The 17,660-nt window shown below is 70.1% G+C and carries 15 protein-coding genes; 14 read left to right on the top strand and 1 reads right to left on the bottom strand.

The genetic code is table 11. The features are described 5' to 3' along the window. Positions 1 to 434: 434 nt before the first annotated feature. From ACS5PM_RS03500 to ACS5PM_RS03435, 14 genes are all read left to right on the top strand, one after another. Complete coding sequence (locus ACS5PM_RS03500) at positions 435 to 1,604, top strand: DUF3182 family protein (protein WP_439385450.1); 1,170 nt, start codon at positions 435 to 437, stop codon at positions 1,602 to 1,604. Further along, on the top strand, positions 1,591 to 2,469 hold the full coding sequence (locus ACS5PM_RS03495) for an alpha/beta hydrolase family protein (RefSeq protein WP_439385448.1): 879 nt from the start codon (positions 1,591 to 1,593) through the stop codon (positions 2,467 to 2,469). Before ACS5PM_RS03500 ends, ACS5PM_RS03495 begins: the two co-directional genes overlap by 14 nt. A gap of 91 nt (positions 2,470 to 2,560) precedes the next feature. Continuing rightward, entirely contained in the window at positions 2,561 to 3,331 is a 771-nt protein-coding gene (locus ACS5PM_RS03490; RefSeq protein ID WP_439385446.1) for an endonuclease/exonuclease/phosphatase family protein, read from the top strand. Further along, on the top strand, positions 3,328 to 4,563 hold the full coding sequence (gene clsB, locus ACS5PM_RS03485) for a cardiolipin synthase ClsB (RefSeq protein WP_439385444.1): 1,236 nt from the start codon (positions 3,328 to 3,330) through the stop codon (positions 4,561 to 4,563). The genes ACS5PM_RS03490 and clsB overlap by 4 nt, the downstream gene beginning before the upstream one ends. Continuing rightward, a complete protein-coding gene (locus ACS5PM_RS03480) occupies positions 4,553 to 5,563 on the top strand; it encodes a lysylphosphatidylglycerol synthase domain-containing protein (protein WP_439385442.1) in 1,011 nt (336 codons plus the stop codon). Before clsB ends, ACS5PM_RS03480 begins: the two co-directional genes overlap by 11 nt. A 48-nt stretch (positions 5,564 to 5,611) precedes the next feature. Further along, positions 5,612 to 6,502, top strand: coding sequence for a non-homologous end joining protein Ku (gene ku / locus ACS5PM_RS03475; RefSeq protein ID WP_439385440.1), 891 nt, complete (start codon positions 5,612 to 5,614; stop codon positions 6,500 to 6,502). A 15-nt stretch (positions 6,503 to 6,517) separates the two neighbouring features. After that, on the top strand, positions 6,518 to 7,429 hold the full coding sequence (ligD, locus tag ACS5PM_RS03470; RefSeq protein ID WP_439385438.1) for a non-homologous end-joining DNA ligase: 912 nt from the start codon (positions 6,518 to 6,520) through the stop codon (positions 7,427 to 7,429). A gap of 38 nt (positions 7,430 to 7,467) precedes the next feature. Next, positions 7,468 to 7,671 (top strand): hypothetical protein, encoded by a 204-nt coding sequence (locus ACS5PM_RS03465; protein ID WP_439385436.1) that lies wholly within the window; start codon positions 7,468 to 7,470, stop codon positions 7,669 to 7,671. Positions 7,672 to 7,764: 93 nt separating this feature from the next. Continuing rightward, positions 7,765 to 10,401, top strand: a complete 2,637-nt coding sequence (locus ACS5PM_RS03460; protein ID WP_439385433.1) for an ATP-binding protein — start codon at positions 7,765 to 7,767, stop codon at positions 10,399 to 10,401. Between the two features lie 643 nt (positions 10,402 to 11,044). Then, complete coding sequence (locus tag ACS5PM_RS03455) at positions 11,045 to 12,514, top strand: sigma-54-dependent transcriptional regulator (protein WP_439385618.1); 1,470 nt, start codon at positions 11,045 to 11,047, stop codon at positions 12,512 to 12,514. Between the two features lie 516 nt (positions 12,515 to 13,030). Beyond that, positions 13,031 to 14,038, top strand: a complete 1,008-nt coding sequence (locus tag ACS5PM_RS03450) for a DNA topoisomerase IB (RefSeq protein WP_439385431.1) — start codon at positions 13,031 to 13,033, stop codon at positions 14,036 to 14,038. A 71-nt stretch (positions 14,039 to 14,109) separates the two neighbouring features. Then, positions 14,110 to 15,309 carry a glycosyltransferase family 4 protein gene (locus tag ACS5PM_RS03445; protein WP_439385429.1) on the top strand — a complete coding sequence of 400 codons (1,200 nt, stop codon included), beginning with the start codon at positions 14,110 to 14,112 and terminating at the stop codon, positions 15,307 to 15,309. After that, positions 15,293 to 15,904 carry a phosphatase PAP2 family protein gene (locus tag ACS5PM_RS03440; protein ID WP_439385427.1) on the top strand — a complete coding sequence of 204 codons (612 nt, stop codon included), beginning with the start codon at positions 15,293 to 15,295 and terminating at the stop codon, positions 15,902 to 15,904. The genes ACS5PM_RS03445 and ACS5PM_RS03440 overlap by 17 nt, the downstream gene beginning before the upstream one ends. Then, entirely contained in the window at positions 15,901 to 17,016 is a 1,116-nt protein-coding gene (locus ACS5PM_RS03435; RefSeq protein WP_439385425.1) for a zinc-binding metallopeptidase family protein, read from the top strand. The genes ACS5PM_RS03440 and ACS5PM_RS03435 overlap by 4 nt, the downstream gene beginning before the upstream one ends. Before the next feature lie 9 nt (positions 17,017 to 17,025). Here ACS5PM_RS03435 and ACS5PM_RS03430 read toward each other — a convergent pair whose 3' ends face one another. Continuing rightward, on the bottom strand, positions 17,026 to 17,484 hold the full coding sequence (locus ACS5PM_RS03430) for a response regulator (protein WP_439385423.1): 459 nt from the start codon (positions 17,482 to 17,484) through the stop codon (positions 17,026 to 17,028). Positions 17,485 to 17,660: the final 176 nt, after the last annotated feature.

Here is a 17,660-nt window from a genome sequence, read left to right as displayed (position 1 = left end):
CGATCCAGGGGGGTGCTGTTTTGTCAATACGCAGCCTCATGGGCTGTGGGATCGCGGACTATAGCGCGGAGTTAATTTCGATCAATATAGGCTTCACCCTAATGATTCACGGCTGAAGCTGGGGCTTCGCCGAACGGAATCTGCCGGCAGGCGGGTGTGACCGAGTGTTGCGTCGCCATTTCTTCGCACTGCCGAGCCTTTGCGATCCTGGCGCGCTGGCAGCCAGCCAAGAACGTCCCGACGACGCGCTCAGGTACGTGACGGTTACATGACCGGAGTTGCGGGCCGGTTCCTACAAAGCGTCGCGCCGGCCGCCGACAGCCGCCGGCCAGCCCGCTTCCTAACCTCTGCGTGACGCCGCTTCCGGGCCGCTGCTGCGAAGCCGGATCAAGCCGGTCCGCGGCGGCATTCCGTTGCCCTTCCAAGGAGACGCCATGTTGATCGCCGCCCTGGCCGAGCCCCCTCTGCGCGACACCACCTTGCCGCCCCCGCGCGGACTGCGTCCCGTGGTCGCCTTCTACCGAAGCAACGGCCAGAGCGGCCCGCTGGATCACGACGCCAGTTCCAAGGCCACCGTGGCCGAATCGTTGGCGGGACTGCTGGGGATGGACTTCGCCGGCGAGTTCGATCCGTCGCTGCCGGCGGCCTCGCCGGTCTACCTGGTGCCGAGCGACACGCTGCCCTCCATGGCGGCTGCGCGGCGGCTGGGCGTGCGTCGCGCCGAGGACCTTTTCGGTGGCGTCGTGCCAGCCGCTTTCGTGGCCACCAAGGTGGTCTCTCATCCCCTGGTCCGGCCCGACGCAGCGGCCCCGCCGGGATGGTCGTCGCTGTGCGCGGAACGGGTGCGAGAGGCGGCCCTGCCGGGCTACTCGGTCTTCAATGCCGCCGATGCTCGGGAGGCCGCCGCTCGCCTGCTGCGCGGAGGCAGCGTGCGGGTGAAGGATCCGGCCGGCGTCGGGGGCGTAGGCCAATGGGTCGTGCGCGAAGCCGCGGAACTCGACGAGCATCTGGAGCGCCTCGGCGAGGATGGCTTGAGTCGCCATGGCCTCGTGCTCGAGCGCAATCTGCACGACGTGGTCACCTACAGCGTGGGGCACGTGCAGGTCGGGCACCACCGTGCGAGCTACTTCGGCACCCAGGGCCTGACGAAGAACCACCAGGGCCACGAGGTCTACGGCGGGTCGAGCCTGATCGTTTCGCGCGGCGGCTTCGACGACCTCCTTCGTGCGGACCTTGAGCCTCAGGTGCGCCAGGCCGTCGAGCAGTCCCTGGCCTTCCATCGCGCCGTCGCCGAGGGCTATCCGGACTTCTTCGCCTCACGCTGCAACTACGACGTGGCGTATGGTGTGGACGATCATGGTCAAACTCATGGCGGGGTGCTGGAGCAGTCGTGGCGCATCGGCGGTGCCAGCGGCGCCGAGGCGGCAGCCCTTCACGCGTTCGCGGCGGACCCATCGCTGCAGCGCGTGCGGGCGTCGACCTGCGAGGTCTATGCCGACCAGGTGCAGTTGCCGGCCGGCGCCTGGCTGCTGTACGACGGCCCCGACCGCCAAGGCGGCCGCCTTGTCAAGTTCGCGCAGGTGACGACGGATGTCGACGCTTGAGGAGACCATCGAGATAGGCGTCGACGGCGAGCGGATCGCCGGCACCTTCGTCACACCGGGCACGCTGATCCCCGGCGTGCTGTTCGTGCATGGCTGGGGCGGAAGCCAGGAGCAGTACCGGTCGCGGGCCCGCGAGGTGGCCGAGCTGGGCTGCGTCTGCCTCACGTTCGACCTGCGGGGCCATGCGCAGACCAGGACCCAGTTCGAGACCGTCTCCCGTGCCCAGAACCTGGAGGACGTGGTCACCGCCTACGACACCCTCGTCAAGCGGCGTCACGTGGACCCGGGCGCCATCGCTGTCGTCGGAAGCAGTTACGGCGGCTACCTGGCGGCAATCCTCACCTCGATGCGCAAGGTGCGCTGGCTCGCGTTGCGGGCACCGGCGCTCTACATCGACTCGGGCTGGAAGAGCCCCAAGCTCCAGCTGCACAAGGATCAGGACCTGCGCACCTACCGCCAGCGGCTGGTGCTGGCGTCCGAGAACCGCGCGCTCAAGGCGATGCAGGCGTTCGAAGGCGACGTGATGCTGATCGAATCGGAGTGCGATGCCATCATCCCGCGAGCGGTGCTGACCAGCTATCGCGAGGCCGCCATCCATGCCCGCTCGCTGACGTACCGCTGCCTCGGCGGTGCCGACCATGGCCTGACCGGCGAGCGTGCCCAGAAGAACTACACCAAGGTCCTGGAGACCTGGCTGAAGGAGATGGTGCAGGGGTCGCGCCGCTCGCCGGCCACGGCCTCGGCGGAAACGCCGGCCCCGGCGCCGAACGCATCGCAGGCGCAGTCCGAATCGCCCGCCCCCAGGGCCGAGGCCGCGGATGGCGCGGATTCCGCGCGCGAGCCTGCGGCCGAGCCGCGAGCCTGACCCCACCGGGAGAGAGGTCGCGGCGCCTGCCGGCAGTGCATGCGCGCGCTTTCCTACACGGCCGCAGCAGGGCGGCCGCTACAAACGCGACATGCCCGGAACGCAACCCTTGCCCAAGCTGCGCGTGTTGACGGTGAACATCCACAAGGGATTCAACCTCTTCAATCGGCGCTTCGTGCTGCCCGAACTGCGCGATGCCGTGCGCGCCGTCGACGCCGACGTGGTCTTCCTGCAGGAGGTGCTGGGCGAATACCCGCACCGGGCGGCCTTCGGCACCGGATGGACGCCGGCGCCGCACTACGAGTTCCTCGCCGACGAGATCTGGCCGCAGTTCGCCTATGGCCGCAATGCGGTCCACCAGCAGGGCGATCACGGCAATGCGGTGCTGTCGAAGTACCCCATCGTCGGCCAGCGCAATGTGGACGTGTCGGTCGACGCCCACCGCCACGAGGCCCGCGGCCTGCTGCACTGTCAGCTGGCGGTCCCGGGCCAGGACGAGCCGGTGCATGCGATCAGCGTGCACCTGGGCCTGGCCGAGGCGCATCGGCTGCACCAGCTCGAACTGCTCTGCCGACTCGTCGACGAATGCATCCCGCGCGATGCGCCGCTGGTCGTGGCCGGGGACTTCAACGACTGGCGCGACCGGGCACACCGCGTGCTGCAGAAGTGCGTCGGGCTGCAGGAGGTCTTCGTGCAGGCCTACGGCCGGGCGGCGCGGACCTTCCCGGCCCGCATGCCGCTGTTGCGGCTGGATCGCATCTACGTCCGTGCCGCGCGATCACACCGGCCCGTCGCGTTGCCGCGCCAGCCCTGGGCCCGGCTGTCCGACCACGCCCCACTGGCTGCGGAGATCGTCTTATGAAGCCTCACTGGTGGCCCGGCAACCGGGTGCAGCTGCTCGAGAACGGCGAGGAGTTCTTCCCTGCCGTGTTCGACGCGATCGGGCAGGCCGAGCGCGAAGTGATCATCGAGACCTTCATCCTTTTCGAGGACAAGGTCGGCTTGCACCTGCGAGAGGTGCTGATCGCCGCCGCGCGCCGCGGCGTGCAGATCGACCTTCTCATCGACGGCTTCGGTTCGCCCGACCTGTCGGACGAGTTCGTCTCCGGCCTGACGTCGGCCGGCGTCCGGCTGCGCAGCTTCGACCCGAGCCTGCGCGTGATGGGCGTGCGCTTCAACGTGCTGCGCCGCATGCACCGCAAGATCGTCGTCGTCGACGGGCGCGTGGCCTTCGTGGGCGGCATCAACTACTCGGCCGATCACTTGATGGATTTCGGCCCCGAGGCCAAGCAGGACTATTCGATCCAGTTGCAGGGGCCGGTGGTGATCGAGATCCGCCGCTTCGTGCGCCACGCCATCCAGCCTGCCCCCCCGCCGGACGCCGACAAGCCGCCGCGCGGCTGGCGAGCGGCGCGCCGGCGCTGGCAGCGTCATGAGGAGACGCCGACCGCGATCGAGCCGGCCGGGCCCGCCGAAGCGCTGTTCGTGCGAAGGGACAACCTGCACCACCGCAACGACATCGAGCGCTACTACCGCATCGCCATCCGGCGCGCCCGCAGCCAGGTGCTGATCGCGAACGCGTACTTCTTCCCCGGCTACCGGCTGCTGCGCGACCTGCAGCGCGCGGCGCGGCGAGGGGTGGACGTGCGCCTGATCCTGCAGGGCCAGCCGGACATGGCCATCGTCAAGACCGCGGCCAGCACGCTCTACGACGACCTGCTGCGCTCGGGCGTGAAGATCCACGAGTACATCGAGCGGCCGCTTCACGGCAAGGTCGCGGTGGTGGACGATGAATGGGCCACGGTCGGCTCCAGCAACCTAGATCCCCTGAGCCTGGCCCTGAACCTGGAGGCCAACGTGGTCCTGCGCGACCGGGACTTCGCCTCGGACCTGCGCCAGCGGCTGGAGCAGCTGATAGAGCGATCCTGCCGCGAGGTGCCAGCGCCCGCGCCCGATCACCAGCCCCGTTGGTGGCCGGCCGTGCGCAACTTCTTCGTCTTCCACTTCCTGCGCCGCTTCCCGGTGTGGGCAGGTCGGTTGCCGCGACACTCGCCCGCGCTGGTGAGCGTGGCGGAGGCGACGAATGGGCGCTGAGCACACGCTGCCCGGCGAAGAGTCGGGCGGCGGCTGGACGACACGGCCGTGGTGGGCCGCGGCCCGCCGAACCTTCTGGACGGTGTTCGGCCTGCTGACGCTGGTGCTCATCGTGCGGCTCGGCAGTGAGTGGGACTGGGAGGGAGCCTTCCAAACCTTGAAGCGAGTGCCGGCCGCCGTGTTGGGGCCGGCGCTGTTGTGTGCGGCGGGCGCCCATCTTCTGTATGCCAGCTACGAGTTGCTTGGGCGCCCCATGGCGCCTCCGCGGCGCCGGGTGGGCGAAAAGCCGGTGGCCATCCGCTGGATGCTGGCCGTGGGCTTCGTGTCCTTCGCGTTCAAGCTCAATCTCGGCACGGTGGTCGGTGGGGTCGCGCTTCGCTACCGCCTGTATGAGCGGCTGGGCCTGAGGATCGACGAGATCACCCGCATCCTGGGCGCCAGCGTGCTGACCAACTGGCTCGGCTACGTGGCCCTGGCTGGACTGCTTTTGCTGGCCCATCCCCCGGTGCTGCCCGAAGGCTGGGGCCCAGGAATGCACGCGCTGCGCTTGATTGGCCTGGTGATGCTGGCGAGCGCCGTGGCCTATGCACTGGCCTGCTGGCGGGCGGAGGGCCGCGAGTGGCATTGGGGCCGGCACGCTCTGCGCCTGCCTTCGGCTCGCATCGCGCTGCTCCAGCTGGGCATCTCGGCCTTGCACTGGCTCCTCACCGCCGCAGTGTGCTGGCTGATGTTGCGCCAGCAGGTGGATTTCGTGAGCGTGCTCAATGCGCTGCTGGCCTCCGCGGTGGCCGGCCTCATCACCCACGTGCCGGGCGGGCTGGGCGTGCTGGAGGCGGTGTTCATCGGCCTGCTGCAATCGCAGGTGCCCCAAGCGGAACTGCTGGCGGCCCTGCTGGGATTTCGGGCGATCTTCTACCTCCTGCCGCTTGCGGTGGCGGTGGTCCTGTTCTTCGTCATCGACCGCAAGCGAGAGGTGGCGCCGATTCCTACAGGCCGCTGAAGGCCCGTCCGACGCGCGCCGCTCACGCCCAGCCAGATACTGGTCCTCATGCCACGAGCCATCTGGAAGGGGGCCATTAGCTTCGGGCTGGTGCACATCCCCGTCGCCCTGTACCCCGCGTCGTCGTCGCGAAGCATCGACTTCGACTGGCTGGACAAGCGCAACATGGATCCGGTCGGCTACAAGCGCATCAACAAGCGCACCGGCAAGGAGATCGACAAGGACAACATCGTCAAGGGCGTCAAGGTCGAGGGCGGCGAGTACGTGATTCTCGGGGCGGACGAGATCAAGGCCGCCTATCCCAAGACGACCCAGACGATTTCGATCGAGGCCTTCGTGCACGCCCGGGAGGTCCCCTTCACGCATCTCGAGACGCCTTACTACCTGGAGCCCCAGGCCCGCGGCGACAAGCCCTACGCGCTGCTGCGCGAGGCCATGCTGGAGGCGGGCGTCATCGGCATTGCACGCATCGTCCTGCACACCAAGGAGCATCTGGCCGCGCTGGTGCCTGCCGGGCCGGCGCTGATGCTCAACACCCTGCGCTGGGCCAATGAAATCCGGCCCCTGAGCGAGTTGAACCTGCCGGCCGAAGGCAAGCGGGGCGCGGGGCTCAAGGACGGTGAGCTGAAGATGGCGCGCCAGCTGATCGACGACATGATCGAGCCCCTGCGCATCGAGCGCTATGACGACCAGTTCGCCAAGGCGATCGAGCTGCTGGTGGAACAGCGGGCGGCCGCCGGCCATACCGAGCACGTCGAGCCGATGGAGGAGGGCGAAGCTCCACGGGCCAGCAACGTGGTCGACCTCACCGAGCTCCTCAAGCGCAGCCTCGGCCGCCAGGGCGAAGCCCAGAAAGAGGCGCCGGCGGCGAAGAAGGCACCGGCCCGCAAGAGCCCGGCGCGCAGCAGCCAGCGTGCCGCCGCGCGCAAGCGGGCCTGAACCGGGAAGCCATCGATGCGTCACGTTGCACCTGCCGCCGCCTCGTCGTCCCGCCGCGAGACGGGGCGCTTGCGCGTCACGCATCCGGATCGCGTCATCGACCCGAGCACCGGCCTGACCAAGCTCGAGCTCGTGCGCTACTACGCCAGCGTGGCCGAACGAATCCTGCCGCACCTCAAGGGCCGCGCCGTGGCCGAGGTGCGGGGGCCGCAAGGCATAGGCCAGTCGCTGTTCTTCCAGCGCAATGACCCGGCGGGGGAGGGCGAAGACACTCCGCTGCAGGTACGCACGGCCGAGCAACTGCTGGCAGCCGCGCAGCTCAATGTCATCGAGTTCCACACCGGCAACTGCCAGCTGCGGACACCGGACAAGCCCGACCGCATGGTGTTCGACCTCGACCCCGGAGACAAGCTGGACTGGCCCCGGATGCAGGAAGGCGCGGCGCTCGTGCGCGGCCTGCTGCAGGAGCTCAAGCTCGAAGCGTGGCTGAAGACCAGCGGCGGCAAGGGCCTGCACGTGGTGGTGCCGATCGCCGCGCGCTGGCCGGGCGAGACGGTCAGGGCGCTCTCGAAAGCCGTGGTCGAGCAGCTCGCCCGCACCTTGCCGGACCGCTTCGTCGCCAAGAGCGGCCCGGCCAACCGTGTCGGCAAGATCTTCGTGGACTACCTGCGCAACAACACCATCGCCACCACGGTGGCGGCCTTTTCGGCACGGGCGCGGCCGGGGTTGGGCGTTTCCGTGCCGGTGTCCTGGGAGGACCTGCCGCAGCTCGAAGGCGGCGCGCAGTGGACGGTGCGCACGGCCTGCGAGCACCTGGCGTCCGAGAAGGCCGACCCCTGGGCCGCCTACTTCCAGACGAAGCAGTCCATCGCCCCGGCCATGAAGGCGCTGGGAGTCAAACTTGCTCAGGCCGGGCAGGCCGACTGATCTGGCGGCCTGTCGAACACCGGACCGAGGACGCTGGAATGTGCGAAGAACTCGAACTCGAGGGCGTGCGCCGCTGGTTCTATGGCGGCACGCCTCCGCCCGACGAGGGCGAGCCGGGGCCGGACGGCGAAGCCACCTCGGCAAAGGCTTTCGCCGCGGCCGTGCTGGCGGCCGCCGGTGCCCGGACGCGCGCGGCGCCACGACCGGACCGGGAGCTCCCGGCGCCGGCCCGGATGACCTGAGCGCCCGCTCTCCTTCCACCGGCCGGCAGCGGGATCCGGCGCGTCGGCGCTGAGATACGCTTGCCGCTTCCCCACTGCTGGAGCGAGCCCGCCATGGGTGCTCGTGCATGGTCCTGGCCCGTCCTGCGCGGCTACGCCATTTCCCTGGTGGCCACCGCGCTCGCTTTGTTGCTTCAGCTGGCCTTGAGCCGCTGGATCGGGCCGCGCGTTCCCTTCATCAGCTTCTGGCCTGCGATTGCGCTGGCCGCGGTGGCCGGCGGCCGCGGACCGGGCTGGTTGCCCCTGGGCGCGGGACTTCTCCATGCCGCCTGGGGCATGCCCCCGGCGGGGTCGTTCACCATCGACGCGCCGCCGGACATGCTGACCCTCACGCTGTTCGTCGCCATCGGCGCGCTGGTGGTGGAGTTCGGTGCCCGCATGCGCCACATTGCCGATCGCGCTTCGTCGGCCGAGGAGCGCCTGGTGATGGCCATACAGGGCACCGGCATCGGCGTGTTCGACATCGACCTGGTCTCGCAGACGGCGTATTGCTCGCCGGCGCTGGCGCGCCTGGTCCACCTGCCCGTCTCGTCCGGCACCGTGCCGCTGGCCCGGTGGCTCGAGCGCGCGCCGCCGGAGCTGCTGGCCGAAAGCCGCGTCCACCTGGCGCAGCGGCTTCGCGAGCGGGCCCGGACCTACGAGCGCGAACTCCGGATCCCGCAGCCGGATGGCGGTGAGCTCTGGTTGCTGCTGCGGGTGCACCTGAGCTGGAGCCAGGACCGCGCCGTCCGCCTGCGGGGCGCCTGCATAGACATCACCGATCACAAGGCGATCGAGGCGCGCCTGGCCCTCGCCCAGGCCGATCTGCGGCAGAAGGTGGACGACCTGGACCAGTTGCACGAGCTGACCACGCGCCTGTTCGAAGCGGCGACGTTGCCCGAGCAGCTGCAGATGATCCTGCAGACGCTGGCCAGGTTGAACGGCGCCCGCCGCGGCGTGGTCCGCCTGCTCGATCCGGTCAGCGGCCGGCCCCGGGTGGAGGCCGGCCTGGGCTTCGACGAGGCGGAGCTGGCCGACGGTCCTCGCGGCGAGGAGTTCTCGGTGCACAGCACGCCCCTGCTGAGCCTGGCCGGCGAGACGCTGGGCGACATCGCGTTGTACTTCGACGAAACCCACGAGCCGACGGAGCGCGAACGCGCGCTGGCCGACATCTGCGCGCGCAAGGCCGCGGTCTTCAGCGAGCGGGCTCGAGCGCAGGCGGCGCTGGAGGAGACTCAGGGCCGCTTTCGCGCCGTGCTCGAGGCCTCGGCGGTGCCGTTCGTGGTGCTCGATCCTCGGCGGGACGACCACGGCACCATCGTCGACTTCAACTGGAACTACCTCAACCGCGCCGCTGCGGCCGTCCTTCAGCGCAGCGCGCAGGAGCTGGTCGGCCGGCGAGTGCTGGAGGTGATGCCCGCCAGCTGGAAGGACTCCAGCGCCTTCCTGGAGTACGTGGCCGTGGCTGAAAAGGGCGAGGCGCGCGAGTTCGAGACGCACAGCCGCCTGCCGTCCGGCGAAGGCTGGCTGCATTGCGTCGCTTCGCCGATGCGCGGCTCGGTCGCCGTCTGGTTCAACGACATCACCGATCGCAAGCGCCACGAGCAGATCCTGCGCGAGGCGGACCGCCGCAAGGACGAGTTCCTCGCCACCCTGGCGCACGAGTTGCGCAACCCCCTCGCGCCGATCCGCCAGGCCGCGATGCTGTCCACCTCCGCGCACGCCACCGAGGCGCAGAAGCGCTGGAGCCACGAGGTCATCGAGCGCCAGGTGCAGCACATGGCGCTGCTGCTGGACGATCTGCTGGACGTCTCCCGCATCACCCGCGGCGTGCTGCCGCTGCGCAAGCTGGCGACCGAGCTGGGGGCGGTGATCGCCAGCGCGGTCGAGACGGCCCGCCCGGCGATCGACGCCATGAAGCACGAGCTCGAGATCGATCTGCCAGCGCATCCCGAGCGGCTGCAGGCCGACCCACTGCGCCTCGCGCAAGTCGTGGCCAACCTCCTGACCAATGCCGCGAAGTACACCGACCGCGGTGGGCGCATACGCCTGGTCGCGCAGCGCGTCGGGCCCGAGATCGTGATCGAGGTGAGCGACAACGGGATGGGTATCGCGCCGGAGTCGATGCCCGACATCTTCCGCATGTTCGCGCAACTGCATCCCGCCGGGGAGGGCTCCAGCGCGGGGCTGGGCATCGGCCTGGCGCTGTCCAAGGGCCTGGTGGAACTTCACGGCGGCAGCATTGCCGTGCGCAGCGAGGGGATAGGCACCGGCAGCACCTTCACCGTCCGCCTGCCTGTCGGCCAGCTGCCCGCCGAGGAGGGCCTGCTGGATGGCCGCGGCGCCGCGGCCGTCCCGATGTCCCGCAAGGTGCTGATAGCGGACGACAACCGCGATGCGGCCGACAGCCTGGCGGCCCTGTTGCAGCTCGACGGGCATGAGACCCGCCTGTCGTTCGATGGTGAAGGCGCCTTGGCGATGTACGAGCAGTTCGAGCCCGATGTCTGCCTGCTGGACATCGGCATGCCGGGGCGCAACGGCTACGAAGTGGCGCGCACGATCCGGCAGATGGCCGGCGGCCGCCGGCCGGTGCTGATCGCCATCACCGGCTGGGGCCAAGAATCGGATCGCCACCGGGCCCTCGAGGCCGGTTTCGACCATCACCTCACCAAGCCGGTGGACCCGCGGCGGCTGGCGCAGCTGTTTGGATAGGTCGGCAGGCACGTCGCTTGCCCCTTTCCGGCCTCTCCTTGCCTGAGGCCTTTTTGCGTAAAGCGATGAAACCGCCCTTCACCCTGCGCCGTGTCGTCGGATGCGCCATGGCCTGCCTGGTCGCCATGGGCGCGGCAACCCTGCAGACCGGGTGTGACCGCAAGCCGAGCGACCCTCCCAAGCCCTCTCATCCCGAACCGAGCCCGCCGCGTCCGCAGACCACGGCGCCGGGGACCATGGACCCGGCCGCGCCGGCCAGCCCGCCGCCGTCTTCTCCTGCCGCCAATCGTTGATGAAGACCCGGTCCAACCCTCGGTGCCGGGCGTGAAGCCGCAGCTTTGCCTCGCGGCGTGGGGGCAGGGCCCCGACGGGCGCCGCGAATGGTGGCTGAAGATGCGGCATCGTGGCCGCCTGGCCTGGCGCAGCCGTCCGCTGGGACACAGGCACTGGCCCACGTCGAAAGGCGGACGATGGCGCTGACCGCTGAGGACCCCAGGATCACAGATGAGCCGCGAAAGGGCGACGCTGCCCCTTGGAAAACCCGCATCCGGATACACCTCAGGACCAGACTGGTGGATGATCAAAGCCCGGCCGGACGCCCGAAGCGTCCGGCCGATTCGCGTCACACGAAGAGGACAGAGCCCTGAACCACGTACTGATCGTTGACGACGATGTCGACTCCGCCGCCACCTTGCGTGAGCTGGTCGCGCTCGAGAACTTCTCGGTCGCCACCGCCCACACGCTGCGTGACGCCCGCCGGCAGATCGCGATGCAGCCGCCCGACCTGGTGCTGCTGGACCTGCAATTGCCCGACGGCAGCGGACTGGACCTGTTTTCCGATCCGGAGCTGATCTCGAGTTCGGAGCTGGTGCTCATCACCGGCCACGCCAGCCTCGAGACCTCGATCGAGGCGCTGCGCCTGGGCGCGGCGGACTACCTCGTCAAGCCGGTGGCGATCAAGCAGCTCAAGGGCGTGCTGTCGCGGTTCATGAAGCCGGCGGCCCTCAAGGCCGACGTGGCGCGCATGAAGGCCAGCCTGGCGACCGGCGGCCACTTCGGCCACCTGTGGGGCCAGGACCCGTCGATGCTCAAGGTCTACGAGCAGATCTCGCGCGTGGCAGGCACCGCGGTCACCGTCTTCATCACCGGCGAAAGCGGGACCGGCAAGGAGGTGGTGGCCCAGACGGTGCACGACCTTTCGCGCCGTCGCAAGCAGCCCTTCCTCGCGGTGAACTGCGGCGCCATCTCGCCGAACCTGATCGAGAGCGAGATCTTCGGCCACGAGAAGGGCAGCTTCACCGGGGCGGACAGGCAGCACCTGGGTTTCTTCGAGCGGGCCAATGGCGGCACGCTGTTCCTGGACGAGATCACCGAGATGCCGCAGGAGCTGCAGGTCAAGCTGCTGCGTGTGCTGGAGACTGGGCGCTTCATGCGCGTGGGCTCCACGCAGAGCCTGGAAGCCGATGTGCGCGTGATCGCAGCCACCAATCGGCAGCCGGAGCAGGCCGTGGCCCAGGGCAAGCTGCGGGAGGATCTGCTTTACCGGCTCAACGTGTTCCCTATCGAGTTGCCGCCCTTGCGCCACAAGCTGTCCGACGTGCCGCTGCTGGCCCAGCACTTCCTCGACGCCATCGTGGCCCAGGAGGGCCAGGTCAAGCGATTCACCCCGAAGGCGCTGGATCGCCTGGGCTGCTACCACTGGCCGGGCAATGTGCGCGAGTTGCGCAACGTCGTGCAGCGTGCCTACGTGATGGCCTCGGGCGAAGTGATAGACGACGAGTGGCTGCCGCAGCCGCAGCCTGGTGCGACGGTGGCGCCGTCGGCGCCCGCGCCCGCCGCCCCGGCCGCAACGCCATCCAAAGCCTCCGCCCCGGCGGCTGCCGAACCGCCGGCCGCATATGCCGCATCGGCGCCTGCTGCATCGGCGCCTGGGGCCGACACGCTGACCCTGCCTATCGGCATCTCCATGGCGCAGGCCGAACGCCAGCTCATAGAGGCCACGCTGAGGCACCACAAGTACCAGAAGGAGCGGACGGCGGCGGTGCTCGGCATCAGCCTGAAGACGCTCTACAACCGGCTGAAGGAGTACGCCGCCGAAGGCGGGGAAGAATAGGCCCCCACGGCCCCCCCGGGGGCCTGCCCCCAGGGGGGCTCGCGCAGCGGACCGGCAAAGCCGCGGACTGGGACCCCCACGGCCCCTCCCGGGGCCTGCCCCCCAGGGGGGCTCGCGCAGCGGACCGGCAAAGCCGCGGATTGGGACCCCCACGGCCCCTCCCGGGGCCTGCCCCCCAGGGGGGCTCGCGCAGCGGACCGGCAAAGCCGGATCCGCGCACGCCCTTGAAGGGGAGCGGCGCTTCGCGCGCTCGGGGGCGGGGCCCCTGCCGGGGCCTGCCCGGAAGAAGGCCTGCGGCACTGCCGGGGCCGGACTGGGAGGAGGGGCCGCAAGGTCCATCGGCATGACGCTTGCAAACGTGCGGCGGTCATGGTCATGTCCAGTCGGTCGCGCTCTTCCCGGGTTGTTTCTGCGGATGCCGCGGCGGCGCTGTTCGCGCCTGCGCCGCCGGCACGGTTGGCGTGGGTGACGGACAGTGAGCCGGGGATTCGGCGTCGGCGGCGCGGTGCGGGGTTCGTGTACCTGCTGCCGACGGGCAAGCCGGTGCGCGATGAGGCGGTGCTGCAGCGCATACGGCGGCTGGCGGTGCCGCCGGCCTACGAGGATGTCTGGATCTGCCTGCGCGAGGATGGTCACCTGCAGGCCACCGGCCGCGATGCGCGCGGGCGCAAGCAGTACCGCTACCACCCCGATTGGCAGTTGCAGCGCGGGCATACCAAGTTCGATCGCCTGCTCGCCTTTGGCCGCCTGCTGCCTTCGCTGCGCCGCGCGGTGCAGCGGCGGCTGGGGGACGATGCGGAGCCGACCCGCGAGCGGGTGCTCGCCACGCTGGTGCGGCTGCTCGACACCACCTGGATGCGCATCGGCAATGACGAGTACGCGCGGCAGAACGGGTCCTACGGGCTGTCCACGTTGCGCAGCGACCATGCAGGCGTGCGCGGCGACGAGTTGCGCCTGTCCTTCGTCGGCAAGAGCGGCGTGCGGCACGAGGTCAAGCTCAGCGACCGTCGCATCGCACGGGTGATCCGGCGCTGCCGCGAGTTGCCCGGCCAGGAGCTTTTCCAGTATGTCGACAGCGCTGGCAGCATCGGCCGGCTCGGCTCGGGCGACGTGAATGCATGGCTCGCGCAGGCGAGCGGAGACCTGCACGCGACGGCCAAGGATTTCCGCACCTGGCACGGCAGCGTCCAGGCCCTGGCGGCGCTGCTGCAGGCGTGCGATGCGGATCCCGTGCCCACGCCCGCCGCGGTCGTCGCCGAGGTCGCGCGCAGGCTCGGCAACACGCCCGCCGTTTGCCGCAAGGCTTACATCCATCCCGCGGTCCTCGCCCTGGGCGACGAACTGGCCTCGCCCGAGCGTCGCGCCGCGCTCAAGAGCCGCCCCTGGGTGACCCGGCCGCCGGCCGATCGCGGCCTGACCCTGCCTGAACGCCGGCTGATCGGGCTGCTCCAGGACGTTCGCCGCGGCGCCCGTCCAACGCGCCGCCGGCGGCCTGGGCACACCGACGGGAACGGTGCTTGCTGAAGTCGGACAACCGCCGGTCCGCCGCTGGTCCGGCCTCCACTGGCCGCCTACACCTGCCAAAAAGGTCACTCGTGCGCATTGCCTACATCACCGAAACGTTCCCGCCCGAGATCAACGGCGTCTCGCTCACGACGGCACGCACGGTCCACCACCTTCGCCAGGTAGGCCATGTCGTGCAGCTCATCCGGCCGCGACAGCGGCATGAGGCGACCCGTTCGTTCGAGGACACGCAGAACCCGGGCGACCACACCTTCGACAATGCCGAATGGCGCACGGCGGGGGCGCCCATCCCGATGTATTCCGGCCTGCGCTTCGGGTGGGCCACGGTGGGCTCGCTGCGGGAGCGCTGGCAGGCCGCGCGGCCGGATCTCGTTCACGCCGCGACGCCGGGGCCGCTGGCCTGGACCGCATTGCGCGCCGCGCGCGCCGAGGGCATCCCGACCACGATCGACTTCCGCACCAACTTCCATGCCTACAGCCGCCACTACCGGCTGGGCTGGCTGCAGCCGGCGGTGCTGGCCTACCTGAGGCAACTCCATTCGATGGCGGACCGCACCTTCGTGCCCACGCATGCGCTGTCGCGCGAGCTGGCGGCGCGGGGCTTCGAGCGCTTGCACGTGGTCGGCCGCGGCGTCGATGCCGGCCTGTTCTCGCCGGCGCAGCGCGACGATGCCCTGCGGGCAGCCTGGGGCGCCGGGCCCGATGACCGCGTGCTGCTGCACGTCGGCCGGCTCGCGGCCGAGAAGAACGTGCAGCTCGCGTTGGAGGCCTTCTCCTGGCTGAGTCACCGCCACCCGGGCCTGCACATGGTCGTCGCCGGCGAAGGGCCGCTGCGCGCCAAGCTCGCGGCCGCCTGGCCCCAGGTGCGCTTCGTCGGACTGCAGCGCGCCGGCTCGCTGGCCCGCTGCTACGCGAGCGCGGATGTGTTCCTCTTCCCGAGCCTGACCGACACCTTCGGCAATGTCGCGCTCGAGGCGCTGGCCAGCGGGCTGGCGCTCGTGGCCTTCAATTCGGCCGGCGCCGGCGCGCTGGTGAGCCACGATTACAACGGCTTCCTCGCCGAGCCCAACGACCGGTCCGGCTACTTCGCCGCCGCGGAGCTGGGACTGGCGGCCTCCGCTCCGGGCAGCGCGGTGCGGCAGCGGGCCCGCACGCTCGCCTTGCGCAGCGACTGGGAGAGCGCGCTGCGGGCCTTCGAGCGGCAGCTGGTCGAGGTCGTCGAAGACAGGGCCCGCATGGGCGGGACGATGGCCCATGCGGCGCTGGTTTGACAGATCTGCTGCGCCGCCTTCGGCGCCTGTCCCTTCGGGAGATCCCGCGTCCAGCGTCGGCCCGGCGGCGATCGAGTTCGCCAGCGTGGGAGAGATCGACCGGCGCTGGGCCATAGCGCTGCATGCCCAGGCCGCCCAGCCCACGCTGCTGCGGCTGATGGTCTGGTGCAGCCGGCTCGGCGACGGGCCGATGTGGGTCCTCGTGCTCGGGGTGCTGCCGCTGGCAGGCGGCACGCGCGGCGCGCACTGCGCGGCCCTGCTGATCGCCACGGGGGCGGTCAACCTCGCCATCTACTGGACCATCAAGCGGCTCACCCGCCGCGTCCGCCCTTGCGACCAGTGCCCGGCCGACATCCGGGCCTGCGCGCCCATCCCGGATTGCTTCAGCTTCCCCAGCGGCCACTCGCTGCATGCCGCGGCCTTCGCGCTGCTGCTGTCGGCCTTCTATCCCGCGCTGGCGCCGCTGCTGTGGTTCTACGCGCTGCTGGTCGCCATCGCGCGGGTGATCCTCGGCCTGCACTATCCGAGCGACGTCGTGGGCGGCGGGCTCATCGGGGCCATCACGGCCGCGATCGTGCTGGTGCAACTCGGGTGAGCGTCGCCCGGCCGCTGATCGCGCGCTCGTTCCGCTGCCGCTGCGGCCGGCCGGTCTTCTTCCGCAACAGCGAGTGCCTGGCGTGCCACACGCCGCTGGGTTATGACCCCGTGCGGCGGCAGCTGCTGCCGCTGGAATCCTCAGGCACGGAAGGCCTGTGGCGCGCCGTCGGCAAACGGGCCAGCACGCGCACCTACCGCCGTTGCCACCACCTGAACGACGCCGCGGCTTGCAACTGGCTGGTGGAGAGCACCGACCGCCATGCCGGCACGCCGCCGTTGTGCCGATGCTGCCGGCTGACCCGCACGCTGCCGGACCTGTCGGTGCCGGAGAACGGGATCTACTGGGGGCGCATCTCCAGCGCCCAGCGGCGACTGGTGTCGACGCTGATCGGCCTGAACCTGCCGGTGAAGTCGAAGCTGCGCGAGGACCCCAAACGGGGGCTGGCCTTCGATCTGCTGCGCGCACCGCCGGGCGGGCCGGCGGTGATGACGGGGCATGCCGACGGCGTCATCACGCTCGACATCGAGGAAGCCGACGACGCCCAGCGCGAGACTCGCCGGCTCGCCCTGCAGGAACCCTATCGGACGCTGTTGGGCCACTTGAGGCACGAGACCGGGCACTACTACTGGCAGCGGCTCGTCGACGGAAGCTCCTGGCTGGAGCCCTTTCGAGCCCTCTTCGGCGACGAGCGCCAGGACTATGCGACTGCCTTGCAGGCCCACTATGCCAACGGCGCCCCGGCGGACTGGGCGACCCGCCACGTCAGCGCCTACGCGAGCAGCCACCCCTGGGAGGACTGGGCCGAGACCTGGGCCCACTACCTGCACTTGCGAGACACCCTCGACACGGCGCGCAGCTTCGGCATCGATGGCGAGAGCGTCGAGCTGAGCTACGAACGCTTTCGCCCGGACGCGCTGGGCGAGGAGGGCGAGGGCGACCCGCAGGCCCCGGCCTTCCTCGCGCTGGTCATCAGCTGGATGGAGCTGACCGGCGTGCTCAACGAGCTGTCGCGTGCCATGGGCGTGGGGGATTTCTATCCCTTCGTGCTGTCGGCAACGGCGCTGCGAAAGCTCTACCTGGTGCACCGTGTGGTCGGTGCACCGGCCTGAAGGCGACCTTCAGGCCCGCGCTTCGAACTTGTCCGCCGCCGGCGGCCGCCAATGCTGGCCGGTGTGCTCCGCCTGGACGGTGTCGGGCAGCCAGCGGTCCAGCCGCTCCAGGACGAACTTCAAGTCCAGCGGCTTGTGCCAGGTCTCGATGAAGGCGCTGCGCGAGCCGTCGAACTCGACCTCCGCCGTCACCGCCACGGCCGGTACATGACGCCAACGGAAGCGCTGCCGCAGCTGGGGCAGCAGGTCGCTGCCCCAGCAGTCGGGCAGCCGCAGGTCGAGCAGGATCAGGGCGGGTCGGATGCTGGGCGCCAGTGCGGTCACCTCCGCGCCATCGGTGGCTGTCACCAGGTGCAGGTGCGGGCGAAGGCGGAACAACGCCTGCATCAGCAGCAGGTTCGTCGGCTCGTCCTCCACGTACAACACCTGGGGCCGGCCCGGCCGGCCATACAGATCACCATCCACCATGTGCAGAGCTCCCAACGGTTGTGGATCCCAAAGACAAGACCCGGTAGCTGCAATCCGTGTGCCCGGATTCTGGGTCGCGGATCGGCCCGGTGCAAGCTTGGCAGCGCTGTCACGTCGCCCTCCTTTCGGCAAGGATTGCCGTGCGGGTGGACGCGCTGCCAAGCCGGGCGCCGCCT

This window comes from Ideonella flava (assembly GCF_051857595.1).
In the GTDB taxonomy this organism is placed as follows: Bacteria; Pseudomonadota; Gammaproteobacteria; order Burkholderiales; family Burkholderiaceae_C; genus Ideonella.
The sequence above is the reverse complement of the archived record's forward strand: the minus strand, read 5'-3'. Positions and strand labels throughout refer to the sequence as shown.

Coding starts and splice junctions, on each gene's coding strand:
- ACS5PM_RS03500 (WP_439385450.1), top strand. CDS start 435: ATGTTGATCGCCGCCCTGGCCGAGCCCCCTCTGCGCGACACCACCTTG.
- ACS5PM_RS03495 (WP_439385448.1), top strand. CDS start 1,591: ATGTCGACGCTTGAGGAGACCATCGAGATAGGCGTCGACGGCGAGCGG.
- ACS5PM_RS03490 (WP_439385446.1), top strand. CDS start 2,561: ATGCCCGGAACGCAACCCTTGCCCAAGCTGCGCGTGTTGACGGTGAAC.
- clsB (WP_439385444.1), top strand. CDS start 3,328: ATGAAGCCTCACTGGTGGCCCGGCAACCGGGTGCAGCTGCTCGAGAAC.
- ACS5PM_RS03480 (WP_439385442.1), top strand. CDS start 4,553: ATGGGCGCTGAGCACACGCTGCCCGGCGAAGAGTCGGGCGGCGGCTGG.
- ku (WP_439385440.1), top strand. CDS start 5,612: ATGCCACGAGCCATCTGGAAGGGGGCCATTAGCTTCGGGCTGGTGCAC.
- ligD (WP_439385438.1), top strand. CDS start 6,518: ATGCGTCACGTTGCACCTGCCGCCGCCTCGTCGTCCCGCCGCGAGACG.
- ACS5PM_RS03465 (WP_439385436.1), top strand. CDS start 7,468: ATGTGCGAAGAACTCGAACTCGAGGGCGTGCGCCGCTGGTTCTATGGC.
- ACS5PM_RS03460 (WP_439385433.1), top strand. CDS start 7,765: ATGGGTGCTCGTGCATGGTCCTGGCCCGTCCTGCGCGGCTACGCCATT.
- ACS5PM_RS03440 (WP_439385427.1), top strand. CDS start 15,293: ATGCGGCGCTGGTTTGACAGATCTGCTGCGCCGCCTTCGGCGCCTGTC.
- ACS5PM_RS03430 (WP_439385423.1), bottom strand. CDS start 17,484: ATGGTGGATGGTGATCTGTATGGCCGGCCGGGCCGGCCCCAGGTGTTG.